This window comes from Pseudomonas sp. GZD-222, from assembly GCF_049310525.1.
GTDB lineage: Bacteria > Pseudomonadota > Gammaproteobacteria > Pseudomonadales > Pseudomonadaceae > Aquipseudomonas.
Genome location: NZ_JBMOWO010000024.1, coordinates 40,054 through 67,028, shown reverse-complemented (window position 1 = coordinate 67,028; position 26,975 = coordinate 40,054). Strand labels below are relative to the sequence as shown.

Below are 26,975 nucleotides of genomic sequence, written 5' to 3'. Positions count from 1 at the left end.
GCTACATAAGAGTCGCTTTGTGACCCCCCCTCCACCCCTGTGTTAGCCCCTCTCCCCCCGCGAAGGATTCAGAACCCGGGCAATACCGGCACTGGCCGCTTGTCGTCATCAATGGCAACAAAGCTGAACAAGCCATGGATCGCCTTTTCGCGACTGTCGCAGCTCATGCTTTCGACAAACACCTCAACCTCGACCTTGAGGCTGGTGTTGCCGACAGTGACTACCCGGCCTACCAGTTCGACGATAGAACCGGCAGCAATCGGATGCTTGAAGTCGATGCGGTCGGTAGACACGGTCACCAGCGGCAGCCGGCAAAAGCGCGTGGCGGCGATGAACGACACTTCGTCCATCCAGGCCAGGGCGGTTCCGCCAAACAAGGTGTTGTGGTGGTTGGTGGTGGACGGGAACACCGCTTTGGTGACGCGGGTCACCGACAGTTCGGTGCGGCGTTCGATTTCCTGCTCTCTGGGGCTCATACACTTCACATCTGGGACAAATTGCAGACAACAAAAAAGCAGCCCGAAGGCTGCTTTTTTCGCATGGTGGCCGCAGCCACCGGTCAAACTGTCATCAGGACAGTTTTTCCTTGATGCGAGCGGCTTTACCGGACAGGTCGCGCAGGTAGTACAGCTTGGCTTTACGCACGTCACCACGACGTTTCACGGCCAGGCTGTCGATTTGCGGGCTGTAGGTCTGGAAAGTACGCTCTACACCAACACCGTTGGAGATCTTGCGAACAGTGAAAGCGCTGTTCAGACCACGGTTACGCTTGGCGATTACAACGCCTTCGAAAGCCTGCAGACGCGAACGATCGCCTTCCTTCACTTTCACCTGAACGACAATGGTGTCGCCCGGGGCAAAGGTCGGGATCTCTTTGGACATCTGCTCAGCTTCGATCTGCTGAATGATTTTGTTGGTCATGCTGTGCTCCTAAGGTAAATCGTCGGATCTACCATCGATACGTTAACTATCGTCCCGCTCTCGGAGATACTCCTCGAGCAGCTTCTTCTCTTCTCCAGAAAGTGAGCGACTTTCCAGAAGATCGGCGCGTCGTTCATAGGTCCGCCCAAGGGACTGCTGTAAACGCCATCGCCGGATGTGTGCATGGTTGCCACTAAGCAACACGTCGGGAACACGCTGATCCGCATACACCTCCGGTCGGGTGTAGTGCGGGCAATCAAGCAGACCATCGGTAAAGGAGTCTTCCTCCGCCGAGTCCGCATGCCCTAAAGCTCCGGGCAGCAGTCGCGTAACCGCATCAATCAGGACCATCGCCGGCAGCTCGCCACCAGACAGTACATAGTCGCCAATCGACCACTCTTCATCGACATGAGCATCAATAAAACGCTCGTCAATGCCTTCATAACGACCGGCTATCAGGATCAACGATTCCTGCTTCGCCAGGTCTTTGACCGCCGACTGAGTCAGCTTGCGGCCTTGCGGGCTCAGGTAAATCACCTTTGCCGCCTCTCCAGTTGCTTGCCTGGCATGTACCAGGGCGTCTTCCAGAGGCTTGATCTTCATCACCATGCCCGGACCACCGCCAAACGGCCGATCATCCACCGTATGGTGACGATCTGTGGTGTAGTCCCGCGGGTTCCAGCAGGTCAATTGCAACAACCCCTGTTTTACCGCTCGGCTGGTAATGCCGTACTCACTGATGGCCGAGAACATCTCGGGAAACAGCGTTATGACGTCTACGCGCAGGCTGGCCATTGCTTAGAAGTCCGCGTCCCATTCCACCCTCATTTCGCCTGCATCCAGGTCGATTGCCAGCACGCATTGCTCTGTGTAGGGCAACAACCGCTCGCGATCATCCAGGCTGCCCGCGCAGGGCTTGACCACCAATACATCGTTCGCGCCGGTCTCCAACAGGTGATCAACCTTGCCGAACAGTTGTTCGTCCTGGTTGATGACTTTCAGACCTACCAACTGGTACCAGTAGTACTCGTCGCTAGGCAGGTTGGGCAGAAGGCTTCGCGAGATACAAATCTCATAACCGCTCAGAAGACGGGCTTCATCACGATCGTCGAGGCCTTTGAGCTTGGCGACCAGATCCTTTTGAGTGGAACGGCCACTGACCAGCTCGACCTGTTTTACCTTCCCTTCGTGCCGAAGCGTCCAGTTAGGGTAATCCAACAGGTTTTCAATCGGATCGGTAAAGGAAAAGACCTTCACCTCGCCGCGAACGCCGTGAACCGAAAAAATCTTGCCAACAACGATCAAGTCATCAGCTTTTTCTGGCGTCGCGCTCATCGTGCTCAGGCAGCAGCCTTGGCAGCTTGTTTCAGCAGTTGAGCAACGCGCTCGGACGGCTGTGCGCCAACGCTCAGCCAGTGAGCAACGCGGTCTTCTTTAACGGACAGACGAACTTCCTGACCACGAGCGATAGGGTTGAAGAAACCAACCTGCTCGATGTGCGAACCGGTAACCGGGTTACGCGAGTCGGTCACGGTCAGGGTGTAGAATGGGCGCTTTTTAGAGCCACCACGGGCAAGACGGATGGTTAGCATTGAACATCGTTCCTGTAGTCGGTGCTGCAAATCATAATGCACAGCGGGCACACGGGTGCCCGAAAGGCCGCATATTCTCAAGGAATACACGGACTTTTGCAAATGCCTTTTTACCTGAGCGAAAAGGCCTGCCTGCAGATTTGCGAATAAGCTGCCCTATATAAGGCAGCGGTGTCCCGCCGAGGGCGGGGTTCCGATCGTCGGCACAGCTGCGTGCCGACAATCCGAATAGGGTTACAGCTTCGGCATGCCGCCGCCTGGCATCATGCCACCCAGGCCGCGCATCATTTTCGCCATGCCGCCTTTGGCAGAAAATTTCTTCATCATTTTCTGCATCTGCTTGTGCTGCTTGATCAAACGACCAATGTCCTGCACCTGGGTGCCGGAGCCCATGGCGATCCGGCGCTTGCGCGAACCGCTGATCAGCTCAGGGTCGCGGCGCTCGGCCGGGGTCATGGAGTTGATGATCGCTTCCATCTGCTTGAACTGCTTCTCGGCTGCGCCCTGGGCACTGCCCATCTGCGCCAGGTTGACCCCACCGATACTTGGCAGCTTGTCCATCAGGCCGCCGAGGCCGCCCATGTTCTTCATCTGTTGCAGCTGGTCACGGAAGTCTTCGAGGTCGAAGCCCTTGCCCTTCTTCAGCTTCTTGGCCAGTTTGTCGGCCTTTTCCTTGTCGAGGGTCTGTTCGGCCTGCTCGATCAGGCTGAGCACGTCGCCCATGCCGAGGATGCGCGAAGCAATACGGTCGGGATGGAACGGCTCAAGCGCTTCGCTCTTCTCGCCCATACCGATGAACTTGATCGGTTTGCCGGTAATGGCGCGCACCGAGAGTGCAGCACCGCCACGGGCGTCACCATCGACCTTGGTCAGGATCACACCGGTCAGCGGCAGCGCATCACCAAAGGCCTTGGCGGTGTTGGCCGCGTCCTGACCGGTCATGGCGTCGACCACGAACAGGGTCTCGATCGGCTTGACCGCAGCGTGCAGGTCCTTGATCTCGGTCATCATCTCGGCATCGATGTGCAGACGACCGGCGGTGTCGACGATGACCACGTCGATGAATTTCAGTTTGGCTTCGCGGATCGCCGCTTCGGCGATGGCCACTGGCTTCTGGCTGATGTCGGACGGGAAGAAGGTAACGCCGATATCGCCTGCCAGGGTTTCCAGCTGTTTGATCGCCGCCGGACGGTAGACGTCAGCCGACACCACCATCACCGACTTTTTCTTGCGCTCTTTAAGGAAGCGCGCCAGCTTGCCGGCAGTGGTGGTCTTACCCGCGCCCTGCAGGCCCGCCATCAGCACCACGGCCGGTGGCGCAGCATTGAGTGCCAACTCTTCGTTGGCTGCACCCATCATGTCTTCGAGCTCGGCCTGGACAATCTTCACGAATGCCTGGCCCGGCGTCAGGCTGCGCGACACCTCGGTGCCGACCGCACGTTCCTTGATCTTGTTGACGAAATCCTTGACCACCGGCAGGGCGACGTCAGCCTCGAGCAACGCCATGCGCACTTCACGCAGGGTGTCTTTGATGTTGTCTTCGGTCAGCTTGGCCTTGCCGGTGACATGGCGCAGCGTCTGTGACAGACGGTCGGTCAGGTTTTCAAACATGGTGATCCTTTCAGGCTCTGTAGAACCGAGGTTTATCAGCTGCCTCTGGCGTGTTCGACGGGCCTTGGGCAGGGGCAGATCGGCGATTATAACGAAGACTCGGGCAAGCGCACACCTCGCCGTCGGCTGGCAGTCTTCCTTGGCAGGCGCGTTCTATGCCAAACTCAACTCTTTTCGGGCTTGCCTAACAGGACTTATGCTCCCCTTGTCACCCAGCTTGCTACCCAATCTGATCGCCGCCTGCCTGTATGCCGCCGCGACTCTCTATCAAGGCTCCCGCCTGGCGCAAGGCGCCAAGGCCGACAAACGCCTGCTCGGCCTGCTCGGCGCGCTGGCGGTTATCGCCCAAGGCACTGCACTGTGCTGGCAGTTGCTCACGCCCCTGGGCCTGAGCCTGGACTTCTTCAGCGCCGCCAGTCTGATTGCCACGGCGGTGATCGCCCTGACATTGCTGGCCTGCCTGCGCATTCCGGTGGAAAACCTGCTGGTGCTGTTGTTCCCGCTGGGCATGCTGACGGCGCTGACCTCGCAGTTCGCGCCACCGGGCACGGTGCCGCTGATCAACGAAGAACCGGGTATTCTGGCGCATATCCTGCTGTCGATACTGGCATACGGGCTGTTTACCATCGCCGTATTCCAGTCCCTGCTGCTGTTGATTCAGGATCATCAGCTCAAGCACAAGCACCCTTCCGGCCTGATCCGTAACTTTCCACCGCTGCAGACCATGGAAAGCCTGTTGTTCGGCTTTCTCTGGGCCGGCTGGGGGCTGCTGTCGCTGTCGCTGATTTCCGGCTGGCTGTTCCTCGACAACCTGTTTGCCCAGCATCTGGTGCACAAGACCTTGCTGGCCTGCGTGGCCTGGATTGTCTTCAGTGTCCTGCTGTGGGGGCGCACCCGTCTGGGCTGGCGCGGCCACAAGGCGATCCGCTGGACGCTGGCGGGTTTCTGCCTGCTGATGCTTGCCTACTTCGGTAGCAAGCTGGTGCGTGAATTCATCCTGCACATCTGACAGGCACAGGTAAATGGACGCACTGCCCTTAGGACCCTTGCTTGGCATTCTCGCACTGGCCCTGCTCTGGTCGGCGTTGTTCACGGCGGTGGACGCCGCCCAGCAACAACTCAATAACGTACGCCGCAACAGCCACACGGACGAACATCCGGAGCTGGCTGTCGCACCACAATCGCTGGTGCTCTGCTCGACCCTGGGCAAACTGCTGGTACTGGCCCTGGCCTGCTTGCTCGGCCAGCGCTTCGATGGCGAACACGGCTTCTGGCTGGCCGGGCTTGGCGCCGCCGCCCTGCTGTTGATCGTGGCTGAATATTTGCCGCGGCAACTGGCCCGGCGCAATCCACAGACCTTCATTACCCTGGGCAACAGCCTGCTCAAAGCCCCGCTCAAAGTGCTCCAGCCCCTCGCCTGGCTGCTCGATGGTTGCGCACGCGTGCTGCTGCGTCCGTTCCGGATCCAGCCGCATGCCGTGACCCTGCACGAACAGGACAACTACGACGCCGACGCTCCAGAGCACCTGCAGGTCGACCATCGCCTGAACCTTCCCGAGAGCCTGCTGGCCCTGGACAAGATCACGGTCAATGACATTCTGGTACCGCGCAACGACGTCGACGGCATCAACCTCGACGACTCGATCGAGCAGATCATCGAACAACTGATTATCAGCCGTCACACCCGCCTGCCGGTCTATCACAGCGATATCAACCAGGTCGAAGCGGTCCTCAATACCAAGTTGATCAGCCACCTGCTACCCCGCGCCGAGCTGACCCGCGAAGCCTTGCAGGCGGCCTGCTATAACCCTTACTTCGTTCCGGAAGGCACACCACTGCAACTGCAACTGTTGAATTTTCACAAACAGCAGCGGCGCCTTGGCGTTGTGGTCGACGAATACGGCGAGGTACTGGGGATTGTCACCCTGGAAGACATTCTCGAAGAGATCGTCGGCGAGTTCGAAGACGAACACCAGCAGGACAACCCGCACATCCATCCCCAGGCCGACGGCCGTTATGTCATCGAAGGCGCCGTGTCGATCCGCGAGCTGAACCGCAGCCTGGGCTGGCACCTGCCCAGCGACGGGCCGAAGACCCTCAACGGCCTGGTCACCGAAGCGCTGGAAAGCATCCCGGCCAGCGCGGTGTGCCTGAAGATCGGCCGTTATCGCCTGGAAATCCTCGAAACAGAAGACAATTGTGCCAGTCGCATACTGGTATGGACCGTGACGCGCTAGCTATACTCCGACCACGCTTACCCAGCCTGGCCGTCTCGCCCGCTACCCGCACCCAGCGTCTACCGGCCAGTCCGCAACACTGAATACCGCGCGTTTTACCGGCACTGCTTCACACCCCGAACATTGCCCGCGCCCGCCCCTATCCCCATCGGGCGTATGCTCAGTCACGCGACCAACAACAATACGCTTCGGCTTCCGCTTGCCGGCACCTGCCTGTGCAGATCGGCGACGGCGCCCATGGAGCACTCGACTGTCAGGGATAATCGCATGACGACCAGCACCTACTCCGAAACGGCCCAGGCCAGCCCGGGCAACTCGCCCGCCAGGGTAGCCACCGCCAGCTTTATTGGCACGGCCATTGAGTTCTACGACTTTTACGTTTACGCCACTGCCGCCGCCCTGGTGATCGGGCCGGTGTTCTTCCCGCAGACATCCGGCACCGCACAGATGCTCTCGGCGTTTCTCACCTTCGGTATCGCCTTCCTTGCCCGCCCCCTGGGTTCTGCGCTGTTCGGCCACTTTGGTGACCGCATCGGGCGTAAATCGACCCTGGTCGCCTCGCTGTTGCTGATGGGGGTATGTACCACGCTGATCGGCGTCCTGCCGGGCTATGACAGCATTGGCGCCTGGGCACCGATCCTGCTCTGCGTACTGCGCTTCGGCCAAGGCCTGGGCCTTGGTGGCGAATGGGGTGGCGCGGCCTTGCTGGCCACCGAGAACGCCCCCAAAGGCAAGCGCGCCTGGTTCGGCATGTTCCCGCAACTGGGCCCTTCGATCGGCTTCCTGGCCGCCAACGGCCTGTTCCTGATCCTGGCCATGACCCTCACCGACGAGCAGTTCCGTAGCTGGGGCTGGCGGATTCCCTTCCTGCTCAGTGCGGCACTGGTCATCGTTGGCCTGTATGTGCGCCTCAAGCTCGAAGAAACGCCGATCTTCGCCAAGGCCGTCGCCCGCCACGAGCGGGTGAAGATGCCGGTGATTGAACTCTTCTCGCACTACTGGATGCCGGTTTTGCTCGGCGCTTCGGCGATGGTGGTGTGCTACGCCCTGTTCTACATTTCCACGGTGTTTTCGCTCAGCTATGGCGTCTCGACCCTGGGCTACAGCCGCGAAACCTTCCTTGGCCTGCTGTGTTTTGCCGTGTTGTTCATGGCCTTGGCCACGCCGCTGTCGGCCTGGCTCAGCGATCGCTACGGACGTAAGCCGGTGCTGATTGTCGGCGCGGTCCTGGCGATCCTCTCGGGCTTTACCATGCAGCCGCTGCTAACCTCGGGCTCCACGGCGGGCGTGGCGCTGTTCCTGGCTATCGAGCTGTTTTTGATGGGGGTGACGTTCGCGCCGATGGGTGCATTGCTACCCGAGTTGTTCCCGACTCATGTGCGTTATACCGGGGCTTCGGCTGCCTATAACCTGGGCGGTATAGTCGGGGCTTCGGCGGCACCGTTCTTCGCGCAGAAGCTGGTGGCGATGGGGGGCTTGAGCTGGGTTGGCGGGTATGTATCGGCGGCGGCACTGCTGAGCCTGATTGCTGTGTTGTGCCTGAAAGAAACTCGCCATTCGGAGCTGTAGAAGCATCGCGGGGCAAGCCCGCTCCCACCGGCTGGATCAACCTGTGGGAGCGGGCTTGCCCCGCGATCAGTGTTACAACTCTACGCTAACGGCTTGAGAAGCCCGGGTCGCCTTGGCCCGGGCGGCCTCGATCGACTCATCACGCGCCAGGCACACACCCATGCGGCGCTGACCGTTGACTTCTGGCTTGCCGAACAAGCGAATGGCGGTATCCGGCTCGCTCAGGGCTGCGCCCAGATTGGCGAACGCTGTCTGCTGCGACTGCCCCTCAACCAGAATCACCGCCGAGGCGGACGGACCGAACTGACGGATCAACGGAATCGGCAAACCAAGGATCGCCCGTGCATGCAGGGCGAACTGCGACAGGTCCTGCGAGATCAGGGTAACCAGACCGGTATCGTGTGGACGTGGCGACACTTCACTGAACCACACCTGATCACCTTTGATGAATAGCTCCACGCCGAACAGGCCACGGCCACCCAGCGCCTCGGTAACGGCCTTGGCCACGCGCTCGGACTCAGCCAGGGCCACCGGGCTCATCGCCTGCGGCTGCCACGACTCCTGGTAATCGCCCTTCTCCTGACGGTGACCAACCGGGGCACAGAACGTGGTGCCACCGATATGCCGAACGGTCAGCAGGGTGATTTCGTAATCAAAGTCGATGAAACCTTCAATGATCACCCGGCCCTTGCCGGCGCGCCCGCCCTCCTGGGCGTAATCCCAGGCTTTCTGCACATCATCGGTGCTGCGCAGCAGGCTCTGGCCCTTGCCCGAGGAACTCATTACCGGCTTGACCACACACGGGAAGCCCAGGTCTTCGACGGCCTTGCGATAGTCTTCGAAGGTATCGGCAAAGTGGTAAGGCGAAGTCGGCAGGTCCAGTTCTTCGGCAGCCAGACGGCGAATGCCTTCGCGGTTCATGGTCAGCTGCGTGGCGCGGGCGGTCGGGACCACGGTGAAGCCTTTGTTTTCCAGCTCGACCAGGGTCGCAGTGGCGATGGCTTCGATTTCCGGGACGATGTAGTGCGGTTTCTCGGCCTCGATCACCGCGCGCAGCGCTGCACCATCGAGCATGTTGACCACATGGCTGCGATGGGCCACTTGCATGGCCGGGGCATTGGCGTAACGGTCCACGGCAATCACTTCAACGCCCAGGCGTTGCAGCTCGATCACCACTTCCTTGCCCAGTTCGCCGCAGCCACAGAGCAGTACGCGGGTCGCTGTTGGCGACAATGGGGTTCCGATACGGGTCATTTCAGGTCCTCAGAGGGAAGGATTCCTGGGCTGCCCCTAATGGTGCAACCCGGTGAAAAGGAGCGCCATTTTACATGAACCGGACCGCAGGTCCTCAGCCGGTGATGGCACGCTTGCGCAGACGCCAGGCCATGATCAGCCAGACAGCGGTGACCCCGGCAAATTTCGAAGCCAGGGCGGTACCAACTACCGCCGGGGTCAAGGCACCGATCATGCCGAAGAAGATGAAGGTGTCGATCGGGATACTCAGCGCCGAGCTCAGCCACAGGCGGTCGTGCAGGGGCCGCTTGGTGATACTGAACACCAGCCAGTCGATCAGCTCCGAGACGGCGAAAGCGGTAGCACTGGCCAGGGCGATGGCAGGCTCGGAAGTGATGTAGGACAGCACCAACGCGGCCAGCATGGCAGCCAGGGCACCGTGGCCGTAGCGGGTTTGCACCATGTCACGGAGAATGAACACCAGCCCGCCCCAGGCGGACCAGATGACGTCCAGGTGCGGGGCGCTGGAGAAGGCGTAGTTGATCAGCACGACGCTGCTGATGTAGGCAATCAGAAAAGGCATGGAATAGACCGCTGGGCAAGCCCTACAGGGTACTTGAGCAGCCGCCCGCGGCCAAGTGGCGGATCAGCACGGCGCGCCACTGACGCTAAAGATCAGCCCCGCCGCCACAGCCCGCTCGTGGCACAGCTTGAGCACCTGGCGACGTTCGCTGTTGTCCATTCGGCCCCAGCGGGTGATTTCCGCAGCGCTGCGCTGACAGCCGGTGCAGATGTCAGCCTCGTCCAGGGCACAGATTTGCACGCAGGGCGAGGCGACCGGACGCTCAGTGCTACTCATCAATCCTCCTGCGGCGCCAGATCGCGAGCATAGCGCTCGGCGTTATGCACGTAATGCGCAGCGCTTGCTTCGAGCATTTTCTTCTGTGCGTCGGTGAGTTCGCGTACCACTTTGCCTGGCGAGCCCATCACCAGCGAGCCATCGGGAATTTCCTTGCCCTCCGGAATCAGCGCGTTGGCGCCAATGATGCAGTACTTGCCGATGCGCGCACCGTTGAGGATGACGGCGTTGATGCCGACCAGGCTGTAGTCACCCACGCTGCAACCATGGAGCATGGCGTTATGACCAATGGTCACGCCCTTGCCCAGGGTCAGCGGCGAGCCCATATCGGTATGCATGACGGTACCGTCCTGGACGTTGCTGTTTTCGCCGATATCGATCAGTTCGTTATCGCCGCGCAGCACTGCGCCGAACCAGACACTGGCCCCAGCCTGCAGGCGCACTTTGCCGATCAACGTGGCAGTGGGCGCCGCCCAGCTGCGTGGATGGGTTTCGACCCGCAGGTCGCCCAGACGGTATTTCATGCGTGGTTCCTCACGGTCCGGCAGTGGTGGCGGGTGAGCCCGCTCAAATTGGAATGAAACGCTCAGGAGGCTGGTGCAGATTGATGTCGGCATCGTAAAGCAAGTTGACCAGTTCGACGATCATGATTGCCGACAATCCCCAGATCTTGTACTCGCCAAAGCGATAGCTGGGTACGTACCAGCTGCGCCCCTGGTAATCGATACGGTGGGTGTGATCCCGCGGGTCCTGGCGGAAGAACTCCAATGGCACGGTGAAGACTGCGGCAATTTCCGCATCATTGGCGTGGTACTCGACATAGTCGGGAATCAAACCGACGAATGGCGTGACCTTCAGTCCATGCAAGGAGATCAACGGACTCAAGGGGCCAATGACTTCTACCAGTCCTGGCGGCAGGCCGATTTCCTCTTCGGCTTCGCGCAAGGCGGTGAACACCAGATCAGGATCTTCCGGATCACGTCGCCCGCCCGGGAAGGCAACTTCGCCGCCGTGGGTCGACAAGCCTTTGGCGCGTAGGGTCAATACCAGCTCGGGCGCTTCGCTACGGGTAATAGGCAATAACACTGCGGCCTCGGGAAAACGACGATCGGTTTCCAGGGTGCCCGGCGTATGACTGCTCACGCGGCGAAGTAGCTCGTCCAGCATTGCTCTCTCTCGATTCTAAGCATGACCTGCATGATGCACCAAAGCCGCGAGCCGCCCAAGCCCTGAGGTGAACCGGCTTGCAGCCGCGGTGAAAGTCGCGCCAAGATAGACGCAACCTACAGGAATAAAAGCATGAAATTCTGCAGTGCGTGCGGCAATCAGGTGATTCAGCGTATTCCCGAGGGCGACACTCGCCTGCGCTATGTCTGCGATCACTGTCATACCGTTCATTACCAGAACCCCAATATCGTCGCCGGCGTACTGCCGACCTGGGGTAGCCAGGTACTGTTGTGTCGCCGAGCCATCGAGCCGCGCCGGGGTTACTGGACCCTGCCAGCCGGTTTCATGGAGAACGGCGAGACCATGGAAAACGCCGCCCGCCGCGAAACCGTCGAGGAAGCCTGCGCCCGGGTCGGGCAGATGACGCTTTATCAATTGTTCGACCTGCCGCACATCAATCAGGTCCATGTGTTCTTTCGTGCCGAACTGGCCGATCTGGATTTTGCCGTCGGCGTCGAGAGCCTGGAAGTGCGACTTTTCGATGAAAGTGAAATCCCGTGGGACGAGCTGGCTTTCCGCACCGTCAGTCGTACCCTAGAATGCTATTATCGTGACCGCACCGAGCAGCGCTACCCGATTGGCAACGAATGTCTGTCACCATCGCTCGCCTCGTCACTCAACACCTAGTTTCCAGGGATATCGTTTCATGCGCTGGTTGTTTGCCCTTTTCTGCCTCAGTGTGACATCGGTGTCCCAGGCAGCGTTTACCGAAACGATCGTGACCAAGCCTATCGAGAAGGTCGCGCCCTCGCCGCTCCAGCTCAAACCCGAGCATTCAGTGCTTATCGACAAGATTCTGGTACTGAAGTCGGAACGGCGCCTGCAATTGATCAGCGCCGGCGCGCCGTTGAAAACCTATCGCATCTCGCTGGGCAAACAGCCCAAAGGGCCGAAGTTGCGCGAGGGTGACAAGCGTACTCCGGAAGGCTTCTACTGGATCGACTGGCGCAAGGAAAGCGATCGCTACAACCTGGCCATGCACGTGTCCTACCCGAACATCAGCGATTCAGCCCGGGCCCGGCGTGAAGGCGTACCGCCGGGTGGCATGATCATGATCCACGGCACACCGCTGGACGAAGAGTATCCCGAAGAGGTCTTCCACACCCTGGACTGGACCGAAGGCTGCATCGCCATGACCAACCGCGACATGCGCGAGGTTTGGAATATGGTGCCTGACGGCACGATGATCGAAATTCGCCCCTGATTCCTCTCGCCTGTGTTCTTCCGGCGCGTCGCGCCGGAAATACCCTACGCAATTGCGGCCTCCCTCCTACAGGGTTGTCGGCCCCGTAGCGCATCCATACGAATAGTAGCGTCCATAAAATCCGTGCAATCGGATAACCGGGTGTGTGTTCAGCACCCAACACCCTGGACGCAATGCCATGCCCCGTTCTTCCAGCAACGCAGCGCTACGCCTTTGCGGCCTTGCCTTGGCCATGGTGGGGCTTTTTCTATGGGCCCCGCAATCAGCTGCAGCCGACAGTCATCCTGGCATACAGCAACTTCAGGATCAGCGCCTGCAACGCGAACAGTTTGAGCAACGTCAACGCCTGCGCACCCTGCAACGATCAGACGAACGGCCCTCCACCACCGAGGAACAATCTGCCTCCGCAGATAGCGGCCCGTGCTGGCCATTGCGCGGAGTACGCCTGGCCGGCAATCGACAATTGTCGTCCGCCGACCTCAACGACGCCCTGCAACCGCTGATCAAGCCGTGCATGAGCCCAGGGCAGATCAACCGGGTACTCAAAGCCATTACCCAGCAGTATGTTCAAGCCGGTTACCTGGCCAGCCGGCCTTATCTTGCGAAGCGGCCAGTGGCAGGCGGCACGCTGGACATCGTAATCATCGAAGGGTTTGTCGAGTCGATCGAGCTCTCCGACCCCGATCTCCCACTTTCACTGAACAGCGCCTTTCCCTCATTGCTGGGCCAACCCTTACGCCTGGCCGACCTGGAACAGGGCATGGATCAGCTTAACCGACTGAAAGCGTTCGATCTTGGCGCCGACATCGTGCCCGGCAGCACTCAAGGAGCGAGCCGAATCGTCGTTATCCCCAGACAGATCAATGCCCGCTGGCACCTGGGCAGCAATTTCGACAATCGCGGCAGTGAACAGACCGGGCGCGAACGATTGGGCCTGAACTTCGGTCTGGACAGCCCCCTGCAGCTCAATGATTTCGCACAAGTGTCGGCCAACTCCACGCTCCAGCCTGGCTCAAGTTACAGCCGGGGCTATGGCCTGTACTACAGCATTCCCTACGGCGCCTGGTCCTATGCCCTGAGCGTCAATCAACTGCACTACCAGTCACAGCTTCCCGGCCGGCGCCTGCACGCCAGCGGCCAAAGCGATTTCTACAGCCTGGGCCTGGAACGCAACCTGTGGCGCAATCGGCAAGGGCTGCTCAGTACCAGCGTGCGCCTGGAACAAAAACGCCTGGTCAATCGCCTCGGCGAACAGCGGCTGTACCTGCAAAGTCCGACCCTTACAAGCCTTGAAGCCGGCCTCAACCTGCTCTGGCTCGACGACGGCCTGTGGAGTGCTTATCTGGGCGTGAGCCAGGGCCTGGACTGGTTCGGCGCCGATCGCGAGCCGTTACACCGCAACGCTCCACAACCGCGCTTTCGCAAGTACCGCGCCAACCTCCTGCGCCTGAGCCAGGGCCGTGACCCGAACTGGCCCTGGCGTTGGCAGAGTGAACTGAATCTGCAGTACAGCCCCGATGCCTTGCCTGCCGTCGAACAGCAACAGTTAAGCGATAACACCGGTATACGCGGTTTCCGCCAGTTGGTGGTCGCCGGTGCCAGTGGCGCTACCTGGCGTAACACCCTGAGCCAACCCCTCGCCCTGGACTTGCCCCAAGGCCTGGTCTTGCGCCCGCAACTGGGTGTGGATCTGGGCTGGAGCAAATTCGACCACGGCCGTGCAGCGCAGCGGCTGGTCGGCTCGCATGCCGGCCTTGAGCTGAGCCTGCCCAACAGTCGCCTCAATCTTGACTACCAACGCGCCCTGTATGCCAGCGCAGTACATCGCCAGCACCTGGAAGCAGGCTACTGGCTGCTGGAGTGGGTATTGAACATCTGATGTCCCCAACAAAGAGAGAAGACCATGATGTCCACCAAAGCCCAACTCCCCTCCCCAGCCTTTGCCCGACTTAGCCCCAATCATCTACGCTGGATGATTGCCCTTTGCCTGCTTACACCCTGTGTCAGTCTGGCCGAGAATGGTCTGCAGGCCGCTGCCGGCGCCGCTGGCACCCCACTGATAAACAATCAACACGGCGTGCCGGTCATTGATATTGTTGCCCCCAACGCCAGCGGTCTGTCGCACAACCAGTTTCTCGACTACAACGTCAACAAGCCCGGGGTCGTCCTCAACAACGCGCTACAAGCCGGACAATCGCAACTGGCCGGAGCCCTGGCAGCAAACCCGCAGTTTCAGGGCCAGGCCGCCTCGACCATCCTCAACGAAGTCATCAGCCGCAACCCCTCACGCATCGAGGGCACCCAGGAAATCTTCGGCAGAGCGGCTGACTACATACTCGCCAACCCCAACGGCATCACCCTCAACGGCGGCAGCTTCATCAATACCACCCGCGCAGGCTTCCTGGTCGGTACCCCCGAACTCGATGACCAACGCATCAAGAACCTCGACTCGCGCAACGCCACTGGCACCCTGCAAATTCTCCAAGGTGGCCAGAGCAACCTTGACGGCGCCCTCGACCTGATCGCTCCGCGCATTGACAGTCAGGGCCCGCTCAATGCCCGCGACGAACTGAATCTTACCGCCGGACGCAATCTTGTCCGCAACACGGATCAGCAAGTAATCGACCACCTCGCCGCGCCCACCGGCAGTGTCGATGCCAGCCTGTTCGGGGCCATGCAGGCCGGACGCATCAAGATTATCAGCAGTGCTGAAGGTGCCGGCGTGCGCATGGGCGCAAACCCTGTCCAGGCCCGCGAAGGGATTGTCATTGACTCAAAAGGCGCGATCGAAATCAGCGGTACGGCGCAACAGCGTAGCCGGTTGAACAGCGAGCAAGGTGCCGTGACCTTGAACGCCGCAGATAACCTCAGCCTGACGGCGGTTGAGATCAAAGCACAGCAAATTCAGGCCAAGGCCGGAAAAAACCTGACCCTCGATACCCGAATGCGCGAATCACTGAAACGCGAGCGTGACAATCGGGAAGAGAAATGGTGGTTCGTCACCACCGAAACCTATGATCGCGAAAACACCCGAACCGACCGCGAGCATCTCGGCAGTCAATTACAGGCAAGCCAGGACATTACCCTGCAAGCAGGCAAGGATATCAATCTGGTTGCCGCCACGGTCCAGGCCGCAGGCAAGCTCAATGTACAAGCAGGCGATGCACTGAACATCAGTGCCGGGATCGACAGCCACCAGGTGGATGAACAGATTCGTCAGCGCAAACACCTGTGGCGCGGCGACCAGGCCAGCAGCCGGTACCAGGAGAGCGCCAAGGCCAGTGACTTGTCCGGCCGACAGGTTTCTATGACATCGGGGGGACGTACGCAGGTGCTGGGCAGCACCCTGAAGAGTGCAGGCGACATTACCCTGAAGGCCGGCACTGTGGAGATAGCCGAGGTGTCGCTGAAAAGCTCGCAACAGTCCAAAGGCTATCGAGGCGACTTGGTGTCGGGCACGTTCTTCGGCAAGGACGGGCAATCCGATAGCGAAAGTCAGACCGCCAGCGGCAGCCAGATCCAGGCGGGAGGCGCACTGACCGTGGGGGCTGACCAGGTACAAATCAAAGGATCCAGCGTCAACAGCCAGGGCGATGCCGTGCTGATCAGTGAAAAAGGACTGCTGACGGTCGAAGCGGCAAAAAATCAGTCCACCCTCAACCAGCGCGAAAGCGATAGCAAACTGTTTGGCCTGATCTCTGAAAAATCCGCACGCCAAGAGCAACGCAAGGATGTGCTAGTCAGTGACCTCGCATCGCAAAGCAACCTGCGCCTGGCCAGTGCCGATGAACTGCGGGTGCTTGGGGCCAAGATCAACGCCGCAAAGCAATTGCAGCTGCAAGCCAACAAGGACATCACCGTCAGTGCTGCCGAACAATTGCAGAGCGTGACCACACGGCAGCAGAACAAAGGCTTCAGCGCCAATGCCAGCCAGACCGTGGATGCCAGCGAGGGCAAACCCGGCTCGCACCAGTACAGCGCCTCACTGGGCTACAACGTCAGCCAGGTAGATGCGACGCAGACGGATAAAAAGCAGGTGGCCAGCACCCTCAGCGGGGGGCAAGTCGAGGTCAACAGCCGGCAGGACGTCAACATTAAAGGCTCAAACCTCAACGCGACCGCAGGCGATTTGCAGATGGATGCCCGCAACGTCAATCTCGCGGCGCAGCATAACGAACAGTCGCAACATACCAGCACCCGCAACAGCGGTGGTGCCCTCAAGGTCAGCGGTGGCATCGATAAACTGGGTAGCGCCTTTGAGGGTTATCACCAGCAAACCGTGCTTGAAGAGCGCTCAAGTCAGGCCCAGCGCAGCAACCTCGGTGCCTCTGGCAACCTGCGCATTACGACTTCTACGCTGATCAACGAAGCCGCCAAGCTTACGGCTGGCGAAGCGCTGGAGCTAAAAGCTGGCAAGCTGGAAAACCGATCGGTAGACGATACCCAGGTTTCCAGGCTGACCGAGAAAAACTGGCAAGCAAGCCTGGGTGCCAGCCTTGCCTACAAAGATCTCACCCGCCCAATTGAAAACCTGATCATGGGTAAGGAAGCGAGTCGATTCCAGCAGTCTGCCGTTGAAGACGCCCTGGCACCACCGAGCCTCGGCGCCGAGTTCGAGCTCAAACACTTGAACCGCGTGACCACCCAGCAGTCCACGACTGCGCAGGTCGCCGAGCTGAAAGGCGCCAGCATCAACATTAATGCCGACACCCTCGACGATACCGGTACCCGCTACCGGGCCGAGCAGGGACCACTGACAATTCAAGCCCGCTCCCACCGCCTCGCTGCCGCTCAGGACAGCAGCAACTCCAGTGTTCGAAGTCTGGATGTCGAGAGCGGGGTACGTGTCGACACCAGCACCGGCAGCGATATCAACCTGCGACTCTCGGGCAAAGGCGGCTCTTTGCAAAAGAACGACCTCAAGCAGACTGCACAGCCCGGCAGCCTCTATGGCCAAACCGGCATTCAGATCCAGTTGGGTAGCGACGGGTTGTATGAAGGCACCCGCTTCGATGCGGGCGATGGCGCATTGAAGCTGCTGGCCGACGGCAACCTGAGCCTGACCCAAGCCAACGATGTACAGCAGAACAGCCTGAAGCAACTGCAAAGCAACGCCTGGGCCAAGGGCGGTAACAACCCCACAGGAGGTGCCCTGGAGTTGCGTGGCTACCTGGACCACAACACTCGCAACAGTACCGATACCCAGGCCCGGGTCGCCACTATCGACGCCAAGGGTGACGTGCAATTGCAAGCAGGGGGTGCACTCGAACTGGTGGGTAGCCGGATCGGCAGCAACACCGCCAAGGTCGGCAACATCAACCTGCAGAGTGTCGGTACGCTTCAGGCCAAGACCGCTACCGACACTCATAAAGCGCAAGGCAGCACGATCAATGGTGGCCTGGAGTTGCAGGCCTCAAGCACAGCCGGTGGCAAGGGTGCCGGCGCCGGAGGCCATTTCGGCATTGGGCGCATCGACGAGAACAGTAATACCGCGAGCGCAGCAGAGTGGTTTGCCAAGGATAAGCTGACGGTAAGCAGTGCCGACACCAATGCAGATGCCGTGCATCTGCAAGGTGTCAGGGCATCGGCGGCGCAGATCGGTATCAGCGCCGGTAACGGTGGCATCCTGATCGAAGCCGCGAGCAATACTGACCAGCGCAACAATCAGGAGGTGAAGGCAGGCGCCGGGATCAACGCGGCTCCCGGCACGACTGCCGAGCAAGACAAACGGGGCTTGTACGCCCGGGCACTGGTGAACATCGACCGCCGTGACAACCTCACCCATGAAAACAGTCAGTGGCGCGCCGGGAAGATCACCCTCGATAGCCTGGGGGATACGCGCCTGGAAGGAGTACGCATGGAGGCCGAACGCATCGATGGCCAGATTGGTGGTGATCTGCGCGTTACCAGTCGCCAGGATCGTGTCAACGCCTTGAAGGTTGAAGTGGACGCACGACTGAGCCAGGAAAAAAATCCCCAGGGCTACATCAACGCCGCCAGTGCGCTGGCGGGCCCCCTGGGCAACAAGGTAGAGGAGCATGCAGGAGAGGCGGTGCAGAAAGCCGATCCGAATTTCTCGCCAACGCTCAACCTCAACGTCGAGCACACTCAGCGCAAAAGCGTCGCCAGTCAAAGCGTACTCAGCGGCCGTGATGGCATTGCCCTGGCGGTCGGAGGCGCCACCGGGCTCTCCGCTGCCCGCCTGCAAGCAGCCAACGGCAAGGTCGAACTGGGCAACAGTGCCATCACCCAGGAATCGCTGAGCGGTCGCGACTACCGCCGTGAAGTGAGCCTCAATGCCTCGAATGCGCCAGTGGATCTGGTCAGTGGCTTGATCGATGCCTACCGGTCGACAGGCAGCGGCCAAGAGGAAAACTCGCTCGATCTCGGCCTGCTTCGTACCAGTGGACATAATCGCACCAGCACCTTGGCATCGAGCATTACTCAAACCGAAACTCGCCGTTAAAACGAGAGGCACAGGCAAGAAAAAGCCGCGATCTGCAAGCAGTCGCGGCTTTTTCTATCTGGCCTCAGAAGTCGGCAAGTTGCCAGACCTCATACGCCGGTGTTTCGTAAGGGTGACTGCGCTTGAGAGCAGAGACCACCGACTGGATCAACTCGTCGGTCACCACCAGCTCTACCCGCCACTCTTCGACCTGTTCGAGCACACCGTTCTGCCCGATAAACGGCTGACTGCCGTCCAGCGGGCGGAACTGGCCCTGGCCCAACACCTGCCAGGCGCAACAGTCGTAGTCGCCGATGCGTCCGCCGCCAGCGGCGAACACAGCAGCTTTGACCACTTCAACGTGGCTCGGTGGCACGAAGAAGGCGAGCTTGTACACCCTTAGTTCACCCAGACCCGCGCGTTGCGGAACATACGCATCCACGCTGCGTCTTCGTTCCAGTCATCCGGACGCCACGAGTTCTGCACGGCACGGAAGACCCGCTCAGGGTGCGGCATCATGATGGTGACGCGACCGTCGCGGCTGGTCAGGCCGGTGATCCCGCGCGGCGAGCCGTTCGGGTTGGCCGGGTAGGTTTCGGTAACCTTGCCATGGTTGTCGACAAAGCGCAGTGCCACGCAACCGGACAGATCGGCTTGCAGCAGCGCTTCCTCGCTTTCGAACTCGGCATGACCTTCACCGTGAGCAATAGCGATCGGCATGCGCGAACCGGCCATGCCCTGCAGGAAGATCGAGTTCGACTCCTGGACCTGGACCATGGCCACACGGGCTTCGAACTGCTCGGAACGGTTACGCACAAAGTGCGGCCACAGCTCGGTACCCGGGATCAGCTCGTGCAGGTTGGACATCATCTGGCAACCGTTGCACACACCCAGGGTGAAGCTGTCGGTGCGCTCGAAGTACTGCTGGAAGGCTTCGCGGGCACGGCTGTTGAACAGCGCCGACTTGGCCCAGCCCTCACCGGCGCCGAGAACGTCACCGTAAGAGAAGCCACCGCAGGCGACCAGACCTTTGAACTCGTTGAGGTCAACGCGACCGGCAAGGATGTCGCTCATGTGCACGTCGATAGCGTTGAAGCCGGCGCGGTCGAAGGCAGCGGCCATTTCGACCTGGCCGTTGACGCCCTGCTCACGCAATACCGCCACCTGAGGACGGATGCCCTTCTTGATGTACGGTGCGGCGATGTCGTGGTTGACATCGAAACCGAGCTTGACGCTCAGGCCCGGATTGTCTTCCTCGAGCAGGCCTTCGAACTCCTGATCGGCGCAGTCGGCGTTGTCACGCAGACGCTGGATCTGGTAGCTGGTTTCAGCCCACTGACGTTGCAGCAGGCCGCGGTCGCCACGGAACAGCTCTTCGCCCATGTGCTGGATCACGACTTCGCTGTTGTTGACCGGCTGACCGATCACTGCGACGCAGTCTTCACCCAGACCGGCAGCACTGAACTGCGCCAGCACGTCCGGCGTTGCGTCCTGGTGCACCTGGATTACCGCACCCAGCTCTTCGTTGAAGAGAATGGCGGCAATCTTTTCGCGCTTGCTGGTCAGGGTGTCCAGTTCCAGGCTCAGGCCGCAATGACCGGCGAAGGCCATTTCCAGCGCGGTGACCAACAGGCCACCGTCGGAGCGGTCGTGGTAGGCCAGCAGGTGACCGTCAGCGTTCAAGCCCTGGATCACGGCGAAGAAGGCTTTCAGGTCTTCGGCGTCATCGACGTCCGGTGCCTGGCTACCCAGCTTACCGTGGGTCTGGGCGAGGATCGAGGCGCCCATGCGGTTCTGGCCACGGCCGAGGTCGATCAGGATCAGATCGGTCTCGCCCTTGTCCATGCGCAGTTCCGGGGTCAGGGTGTCGCGGATGTCGGTAACCGGGGCGAAGCCGGTAACGATCAGCGACAGTGGCGAGGTCACGGATTTCTCGCGGCCTTCGTCTTCCCAGCGGGTTTTCATCGACATGGAGTCCTTGCCCACCGGAATGGTCAGGCCCAGCTCGGGGCACAGCTCCATGCCGACGGCCTTGACGGTGTCGTACAGACGCGCGTCTTCACCCGGGTGACCGGCTGCGGACATCCAGTTGGCCGACAGTTTGATGTCGGACAGTTTTTCAATGCGCGACGCCGCCATGTTGGTCAGCGTCTCGCCGATGGCCATGCGCCCCGACGCCGGAGCATCGAGCAGGGCCAGCGGTGTGCGCTCGCCCATGGCCATGGCTTCACCGGTGTAGACGTCGAAGCTGGTGGCGGTCACGGCAACATCAGCCACCGGAACCTGCCACGGACCAACCATCTGGTCGCGGGCAACCAGACCGGTGATGGTGCGGTCGCCGATGGTGATCAGGAAGCTCTTGCTGGCCACGGCCGGGTGACGCAGTACGCGCTCGACCGAATCCTGCAGTTCCAGGGTGCTCGGATCGAAATCGTCGCCCAGCTCCGCTTCGCGGGTGACCGAACGGTGCATGCGCGGCGGCTTGCCGAGCAGCACGTCGAGCGGCATGTCCACCGGCGTGTTGCCGAAGTGGCTGTCGGTAACGGTCAGGTGCGGCTCTTCGGTGGCCTCGCCAACGACTGCGAACGGGCAGCGCTCGCGCTCACAGATGGCCTGGAAGCGCTCGAAATCGCCAGCGCTCACCGCCAGGACATAACGTTCCTGGGATTCGTTACTCCAGATTTCGTGCGGGGCCATGCCTGGCTCGTCGTTAGGCACGTTGCGCAGCTCGAAGCGGCCACCGCGGCCACCGTCGTTGACCAGCTCAGGGAAGGCGTTGGAAATACCACCCGCACCGACGTCATGGATGAAGGCGATCGGGTTGTTGTCGCCCAGCTGCCAGCAGCGGTCGATGACCTCCTGGCAGCGGCGTTCCATTTCCGGGTTCTCGCGCTGTACCGAGGCAAAGTCCAGGTCGGCGGAGCTGGCGCCGGTATCGACGGAGGAAGCCGCACCGCCACCCAGACCGATCAGCATGGCCGGGCCACCGAGCACGATCAGCTTGGCGCCGACGGTGATCTCGCCCTTCTGCACGTGGTCTTCACGGATGTTGCCCATACCACCGGCGAGCATGATCGGCTTGTGGTAGCCGCGCACTTCTTCGCCGTGCGGGGTATTGATCGACTGCTCGAAGGTACGGAAGTAGCCGGTCAGGGCTGGACGACCGAATTCGTTGTTGAACGCGGCACCGCCCAGCGGGCCTTCGACCATGATGTCGAGGGCGTTGACGATCCGGTCCGGCTTGCCGTAGGCCTTCTCCCAAGGCTGTTCGAAGCCTGGGATGCGCAGGTTGGAAACGGTGAAACCGGTCAGGCCAGCCTTGGGCTTGGCACCGCGGCCGGTAGCGCCTTCGTCACGGATCTCACCACCGGAACCGGTGGAGGCGCCGGAGAACGGCGAGATGGCGGTCGGGTGGTTATGGGTCTCGACCTTCATCAAGATGTGCACCGGCTCCTGCACCGCGCCGTACTGGCGGGTTTCAGGATTCGGGAAGAAGCGGCCGGCGACGTTACCGACGATCACCGAGGCGTTGTCCTTGTAAGCAGACAGGACACCTTCGTTGTGCATCTGGTAGGTGTTCTTGATCATGCCGAACAGGCTTTTTTCCTGACTTTCGCCGTCGATATCCCAACTGGCGTTGAAGATCTTGTGACGGCAGTGCTCGGAGTTGGCCTGGGCAAACATCATCAGTTCGATGTCGTGCGGGTTACGCTTGAGACCCTGGAAGCTGGTGACCAGATAGTCGATCTCGTCTTCGGCCAGGGCCAGACCCAGTTCAACGTTGGCCTTTTCCAGCGCGGCACGGCCACCACCGAGAATGTCCACGGCAGTCAGCGGCTTGGGCTGGGCGTGGCTGAACAGGCCGGCGGCCTCTTCAAGCTGGTTCAGGACGATCTGGGTCATGCGGTCGTGCAGCACGTCGGCGACGTTGGCTGCATCGGCTTCGCTCAGTTCGCCGCTGACATAGAAGGCGATACCGCGCTCCAGACGCTGGACATTTTCCAGGCCGCAGTTGTGGGCGATGTCGCTGGCCTTGCTCGACCAGGGCGAGATGGTGCCGAATCGGGGCATGACCAGGAACAGGCGACCGGTCGGCTCCTGTACCGGTACGCTCGGGCCGTACTTGAGCAGGCGCGTGAGCACGTGCTGTTGGTCGGCGGTCAAATCGCCGTCAACCTCGGCGAAATGAGCAAATTCAGCGTACAAACCACTAACAGCGGGGACTTTCTGGCTCAATTGCTCGAGTAATTTACCGTGGCGAAAGGCAGAAAGGGCAGGAGCGCCGCGCAGGATCAACATCGTCGGGACAGCCTCAGGAAGGGGGTGTGCTTAGAGGCCGTGCATTCTAGCCTAAATCCGTCGCTTTCGGCACCCGCAACACAGCATTCTGACGCGGCCGCATGTCGGCGGAACAAAGCGGACTCGGGGGTCAAAAAACCGCCCCCTTCCTGTCATCATGCTTTGCCTAGCGCAAAGTGCGCTAGCAGACAAGCAAACCGTTGTCGAGATATGGCGGGACCAGTCCTTTGCGTATACTGCAACCTATGTTCGCCCAAACTGCTTTGCGCCAGCGCTGCGCCAGATGGCTCATCGCAACCGGACTCTTCCTGATGCTCGGTGCCTGTGTTGAAAAACCCAGCACCCTGGAGCGCGTCAAGGAGGACGGTGTCCTGCGCGTGATTACCCGCAACAGCCCTGCCACCTACTTTGAGGACCGCAACGGTGAAACCGGCTTCGAGTACGAGCTGGTCAAACGTTTTGCCGATGACCTCGGGGTAGAGCTGAAAATCGAGACGGCCGACAACCTCGACGAGCTCTACGAACAGCTCGGCAAGCCCTCCGGGCCGGTAGTGGCGGCCGCTGGCCTGGTCAGCAGCGAGCAGCGCAAAGCACAGGTACGCTTTTCCCATCCCTACCTGGAAGTGACGCCACAGGTCATCTATCGCAACGGCCGTTCGCGGCCGACCGATGCCAACGCCCTGGTCGGCAAGAAAATCATGGTGCTCAAGGGCAGTACCCATGCCGAACAGCTGGCGGAATTGAAAAAGCAGTATCCGGCACTCGAATACGAAGAGTCTGACGCTGTAGAAGTGGTCGACTTACTGCGCATGGTCGATGAAGGTCAGATCGATCTGACCCTGGTCGACTCCAACGAGCTGGCGATGAACCAGGTTTACTTTCCCAATGTGCGGGTGGCTTTCGACCTGGGCGACTCCCGTGACCAGCGTTGGGCCGTGGCTGCCGGCGACGACAACAGCCTGCTCAACGAGATCAACGAATTTCTCGACAAGGTGCAGAAGAATGGCACCTTGCAACGTCTGAAAGACCGCTACTACGGCCATGTCGATGTACTCGGCTATGTCGGTGCCTACACTTTCGCCCAGCACCTTCAGCAACGTTTGCCACGCTATGAAAAGCACTTCAAGGCGTCGGCCAAGAAAGAACAGGTTGACTGGCGGCTGCTGGCAGCCATCGGCTACCAGGAGTCGATGTGGCAGGCTGAAGTCACCTCCAAGACCGGCGTACGCGGGCTGATGATGCTGACCCAGCGCACCGCCCAGGCCATGGGGGTGTCTAACCGGCTGGATCCGGTGCAGAGCATTCGTGGCGGGGCCAAGTACTTCATGCACGTAAAAGAACAGCTTGATGACAGCATTCAGGAACCGGACCGCACCTGGTTTGCCCTGGCGGCCTACAACGTCGGCGGCGGGCACCTGGACGATGCTCGCAAACTGGCCAAACGTGAGGGGCTGAACCCGAACAAGTGGCTGGATGTGAAGAAGATGCTACCGCGCCTGTCGCAGAAACAGTGGTACAGCAAGACCCGCTACGGCTATGCCCGCGGCGGCGAACCGGTGCACTTCGTGGCCAACATCCGGCGTTACTACGACATTCTCACCTGGGTAACCCAGCCACAGCTGGAAGGCAGCCAGGTGGCAGACGGTAACCTGCATGTACCGGGCGTCGACAAGACCAAACCGACTGAGCCCTCTCCGCCGCTCTGAAATGCATCGCGGGGGGAGGACCCCCCCTCCCCAAACCCCATGACAGGGGTGGTCCCTGCCCCACAACTCTGGAAGGTCTGGCGGGGAACACCCCCCCCCCCCCAAATTTTGCGGGAGCGGGCTTGCCCCGCGATAGACAACTCAGGCCTTGGCCCGACGCGCCTTGAAGAATTCGGAAAGGATTGTCCCGCACTCCTCGGCCAGCACCCCGCCCTCGAACAACACCCGATGGTTGAGAAAACCCTGGGTAAAAAACTGTCCCTGACTCTGCACGATGCCCGCCTTGGGCTCCAGCGCGCCGTACACCACGCGGGCAACGCGTGAATGGACGATGAGCCCGGCGCACATGCTGCAGGGCTCCAGCGTCACGTACAGGGTGCTGCCAGGCAGGCGGTAATTGCTCGCAGCCTGGGCCGCAGCACGGATGGCGACCATTTCGGCATGGGCACTAGGATCGCTGCCACTGATCGGACAGTTGAAGCCACGGCCAATGACCTGACCATGCTGCACCAGCACGGCCCCCACCGGCACTTCGCCCATGGCCGCGCCCTGCGCTGCCAGCTCCAGCGCCTGGCGCATGAATTCCTGGTCGCGGCTGCGATCAATGATATGCGGCTGACGCATCAGGCCACCTCGATCGCGGCCATCAGACCGGTTTCCATATGGTCGATCACATGGCAATGGAACATCCAGGTCCCTGGGTTATCGGCCACCAACGCCACTTGCGCGCTCTCGTTCTTGCCCAACAGGTAAGTGTCGGTGAAGTACTGCTCCTGGAACTTGCGCCGGTTCGAACTGAGCACTTTGAAGCTCATGCCATGCAGGTGGATCGGGTGCTGGTACTGGGTCATGTTCTTGAGCTCGAAAATGTAGCTCTTGCCCTTCTTCAAGGTGGCAATCGGCCGGTCGGCACAGGTTTTGTCGGTGATGTCCCAGGCCTTGCCATTGATCTGCCACAGGCTCGGCGGCTTGCCGTTCTCGGTGTTTACCGAGACCGAACCGACCCATTCGAAATTGAAGTTGAGCTTCTCGGCATTGGCCAGGTCCGGTTCGGCAATCGGATTGGCTGGCAGCGCAGCCGGCCACTCTCCAGGCGCTTCGCTGCTGGCGACCGAACGCAGGGTTCCCAGGCGTACCGAGCCGTCGCGCAACGACAGCTCTTCACCGGCAGGCGGCATCTTGATTGCCAGGCAAATGCGCATTCCAGGACCCAGCCAGTAATCCTTGCCCAACGGCCGCGGGGTGATCGGGTTGCCATCGAGGGCGTAGATCCGCGCCTCGAAGTTACCCTTGAGGTTGATGCGATAGGTCAGCGTGTTGTCCAGATTGAGCAGACGCACCCGCACAATCTGCCCCTCGGGCATGTCGACGACAGCATTGGCCTGGCCATTGATCGTGATCAGGCGCCCAGCCGTACCGCCACGGGCAGCTTCGCGGGGGATACTGAACGGCAGGTAGGCGCCCTGCTCGTCCACGTGCCAGTTTTTCAGGCTCAGGGTGCGTTCATGCTTGAACCCGGTAGGCTCGCGCTCCTCGACAATCAGCGGACCGACCAAACCTTTGCCAAGCTCTTCGGAACTGTTCACATGGGGGTGATACCAGTAGCTACCGGCATCCGGTACTCGGAACTTGTAATCGAAATACTCGCCCGGCAACACCGGCAGTTGCGAGACGTAGGGTACCCCGTCCATCTCCAGCGGCAAGCGGATACCGTGCCAGTGAATGGTCGTGGCGACTGGCAGGTGGTTGATGAAACGCACCCGCAGCCACTCGCCCTGACGCACCCGCAATTCGGTACCTGGCGCCGACGGGCCGAAAGCCCAGGCTTCGGTCTTGTGGCCAGAAACCAGCTCCACATCCAGCGGTGCGGCAATCAACTCGTAGTCGTGCCCGGCATTCGGGTCGCTGCGCCCCAGCCAGTAGCGGGATGCACCACCGGCGCCCAGGCCGATTGCCACCAGGCCGGTCAGGCCACCGAGTATTTGTCGCCGGGTAAAGGACATGCAGCAGGTACCTCGTAATGCCAGGAACAACATGCCCGCACCTGTCAGGTGCCGACGATGAAGGGCGAA

The 26,975-nt window shown here is 60.7% G+C and carries 23 protein-coding genes; 8 read left to right on the top strand and 15 right to left on the bottom strand.

Annotated elements, in window-relative coordinates:
- Nucleotides 1–68: 68 nt before the first annotated feature.
- From ACO6VD_RS04825 to ffh, 6 genes are all read right to left on the bottom strand, one after another.
- Nucleotides 69–476, bottom strand: a complete 408-nt coding sequence (locus tag ACO6VD_RS04825; RefSeq protein WP_400170551.1) for an acyl-CoA thioesterase — start codon at nucleotides 474–476, stop codon at nucleotides 69–71.
- Between the two features lie 94 nt (nucleotides 477–570).
- On the bottom strand, nucleotides 571–921 hold the full coding sequence (rplS, locus tag ACO6VD_RS04820) for a 50S ribosomal protein L19 (RefSeq protein ID WP_010220244.1): 351 nt from the start codon (nucleotides 919–921) through the stop codon (nucleotides 571–573).
- 42 nt (nucleotides 922–963) lie between these two features.
- Nucleotides 964–1,716 carry a tRNA (guanosine(37)-N1)-methyltransferase TrmD gene (trmD, locus tag ACO6VD_RS04815; RefSeq protein WP_400170552.1) on the bottom strand — a complete coding sequence of 251 codons (753 nt, stop codon included), beginning with the start codon at nucleotides 1,714–1,716 and terminating at the stop codon, nucleotides 964–966.
- Between the two features lie 3 nt (nucleotides 1,717–1,719).
- Nucleotides 1,720–2,256, bottom strand: coding sequence for a ribosome maturation factor RimM (rimM, locus tag ACO6VD_RS04810; protein ID WP_400170553.1), 537 nt, complete (start codon nucleotides 2,254–2,256; stop codon nucleotides 1,720–1,722).
- A gap of 5 nt (nucleotides 2,257–2,261) precedes the next feature.
- Entirely contained in the window at nucleotides 2,262–2,513 is a 252-nt protein-coding gene (rpsP, locus tag ACO6VD_RS04805) for a 30S ribosomal protein S16 (protein ID WP_038614163.1), read from the bottom strand.
- A 234-nt stretch (nucleotides 2,514–2,747) separates the two neighbouring features.
- Entirely contained in the window at nucleotides 2,748–4,124 is a 1,377-nt protein-coding gene (gene ffh, locus ACO6VD_RS04800) for a signal recognition particle protein (RefSeq protein ID WP_400170554.1), read from the bottom strand.
- A gap of 196 nt (nucleotides 4,125–4,320) precedes the next feature.
- Here ffh and ACO6VD_RS04795 point away from each other — a divergent pair, with 196 nt between their 5' ends.
- From ACO6VD_RS04795 to ACO6VD_RS04785, 3 genes are all read left to right on the top strand, one after another.
- Nucleotides 4,321–5,133, top strand: coding sequence for an inner membrane protein YpjD (locus ACO6VD_RS04795; protein ID WP_400170555.1), 813 nt, complete (start codon nucleotides 4,321–4,323; stop codon nucleotides 5,131–5,133).
- A 13-nt stretch (nucleotides 5,134–5,146) separates the two neighbouring features.
- Complete coding sequence (locus ACO6VD_RS04790) at nucleotides 5,147–6,361, top strand: transporter associated domain-containing protein (RefSeq protein ID WP_422417377.1); 1,215 nt, start codon at nucleotides 5,147–5,149, stop codon at nucleotides 6,359–6,361.
- 267 nt (nucleotides 6,362–6,628) lie between these two features.
- Nucleotides 6,629–7,930 carry an MFS transporter gene (locus tag ACO6VD_RS04785; protein ID WP_400170557.1) on the top strand — a complete coding sequence of 434 codons (1,302 nt, stop codon included), beginning with the start codon at nucleotides 6,629–6,631 and terminating at the stop codon, nucleotides 7,928–7,930.
- A 72-nt stretch (nucleotides 7,931–8,002) separates the two neighbouring features.
- On the opposite strand, the gene purT is transcribed toward ACO6VD_RS04785, so the two are convergent.
- From purT to ACO6VD_RS04760, 5 genes are all read right to left on the bottom strand, one after another.
- Complete coding sequence (gene purT / locus ACO6VD_RS04780; protein WP_422417375.1) at nucleotides 8,003–9,184, bottom strand: formate-dependent phosphoribosylglycinamide formyltransferase; 1,182 nt, start codon at nucleotides 9,182–9,184, stop codon at nucleotides 8,003–8,005.
- Between the two features lie 94 nt (nucleotides 9,185–9,278).
- The gene (locus ACO6VD_RS04775) at nucleotides 9,279–9,746 is read right to left on the bottom strand and encodes a VUT family protein (protein WP_422417373.1); all 468 of its coding nucleotides are present in this window, start codon (nucleotides 9,744–9,746) and stop codon (nucleotides 9,279–9,281) included.
- 63 nt (nucleotides 9,747–9,809) lie between these two features.
- Nucleotides 9,810–10,022: a DUF1289 domain-containing protein gene (locus ACO6VD_RS04770; protein ID WP_038614178.1), complete on the bottom strand. Its 213-nt coding sequence runs from the start codon at nucleotides 10,020–10,022 to the stop codon at nucleotides 9,810–9,812.
- A complete protein-coding gene (locus tag ACO6VD_RS04765; protein WP_400170561.1) occupies nucleotides 10,022–10,546 on the bottom strand; it encodes a gamma carbonic anhydrase family protein in 525 nt (174 codons plus the stop codon). The genes ACO6VD_RS04770 and ACO6VD_RS04765 overlap by 1 nt, the downstream gene beginning before the upstream one ends.
- A 43-nt stretch (nucleotides 10,547–10,589) precedes the next feature.
- On the bottom strand, nucleotides 10,590–11,189 hold the full coding sequence (locus ACO6VD_RS04760; RefSeq protein ID WP_400170562.1) for a CoA pyrophosphatase: 600 nt from the start codon (nucleotides 11,187–11,189) through the stop codon (nucleotides 10,590–10,592).
- A gap of 132 nt (nucleotides 11,190–11,321) precedes the next feature.
- Between ACO6VD_RS04760 and ACO6VD_RS04755 the strand changes: the two genes are divergently transcribed.
- The 4 genes from ACO6VD_RS04755 (at nucleotide 11,322) to ACO6VD_RS04740 (ending at nucleotide 18,919) form a co-directional block, all read left to right on the top strand.
- Entirely contained in the window at nucleotides 11,322–11,876 is a 555-nt protein-coding gene (locus ACO6VD_RS04755) for an NUDIX hydrolase (RefSeq protein ID WP_422417370.1), read from the top strand.
- A gap of 19 nt (nucleotides 11,877–11,895) precedes the next feature.
- On the top strand, nucleotides 11,896–12,453 hold the full coding sequence (locus ACO6VD_RS04750; RefSeq protein ID WP_400170564.1) for a murein L,D-transpeptidase family protein: 558 nt from the start codon (nucleotides 11,896–11,898) through the stop codon (nucleotides 12,451–12,453).
- 178 nt (nucleotides 12,454–12,631) lie between these two features.
- On the top strand, nucleotides 12,632–14,332 hold the full coding sequence (locus ACO6VD_RS04745; RefSeq protein ID WP_422417368.1) for a ShlB/FhaC/HecB family hemolysin secretion/activation protein: 1,701 nt from the start codon (nucleotides 12,632–12,634) through the stop codon (nucleotides 14,330–14,332).
- Between the two features lie 24 nt (nucleotides 14,333–14,356).
- Nucleotides 14,357–18,919: a hemagglutinin repeat-containing protein gene (locus ACO6VD_RS04740; protein ID WP_422417366.1), complete on the top strand. Its 4,563-nt coding sequence runs from the start codon at nucleotides 14,357–14,359 to the stop codon at nucleotides 18,917–18,919.
- Between the two features lie 64 nt (nucleotides 18,920–18,983).
- Here the strand turns inward: ACO6VD_RS04740 and ACO6VD_RS04735 are convergent, their stop codons facing one another.
- Complete coding sequence (locus tag ACO6VD_RS04735; protein WP_422417387.1) at nucleotides 18,984–19,295, bottom strand: NGG1p interacting factor NIF3; 312 nt, start codon at nucleotides 19,293–19,295, stop codon at nucleotides 18,984–18,986.
- 2 nt (nucleotides 19,296–19,297) lie between these two features.
- The gene (gene purL / locus ACO6VD_RS04730; protein ID WP_422417364.1) at nucleotides 19,298–23,197 is read right to left on the bottom strand and encodes a phosphoribosylformylglycinamidine synthase; all 3,900 of its coding nucleotides are present in this window, start codon (nucleotides 23,195–23,197) and stop codon (nucleotides 19,298–19,300) included.
- A gap of 245 nt (nucleotides 23,198–23,442) precedes the next feature.
- On the opposite strand from purL, the gene mltF reads away from it, so the two are divergent.
- Entirely contained in the window at nucleotides 23,443–24,903 is a 1,461-nt protein-coding gene (mltF, locus tag ACO6VD_RS04725) for a membrane-bound lytic murein transglycosylase MltF (protein WP_422417386.1), read from the top strand.
- Nucleotides 24,904–25,044: 141 nt separating this feature from the next.
- On the opposite strand, the gene tadA is transcribed toward mltF, so the two are convergent.
- Together tadA and ACO6VD_RS04715 are read right to left on the bottom strand one after the other, a co-directional pair.
- Entirely contained in the window at nucleotides 25,045–25,527 is a 483-nt protein-coding gene (tadA, locus tag ACO6VD_RS04720; RefSeq protein ID WP_422417362.1) for a tRNA adenosine(34) deaminase TadA, read from the bottom strand.
- Entirely contained in the window at nucleotides 25,527–26,906 is a 1,380-nt protein-coding gene (locus tag ACO6VD_RS04715; protein ID WP_422417360.1) for a multicopper oxidase family protein, read from the bottom strand. Before ACO6VD_RS04715 ends, tadA begins: the two co-directional genes overlap by 1 nt.
- Nucleotides 26,907–26,975 lie beyond the last annotated feature (69 nt).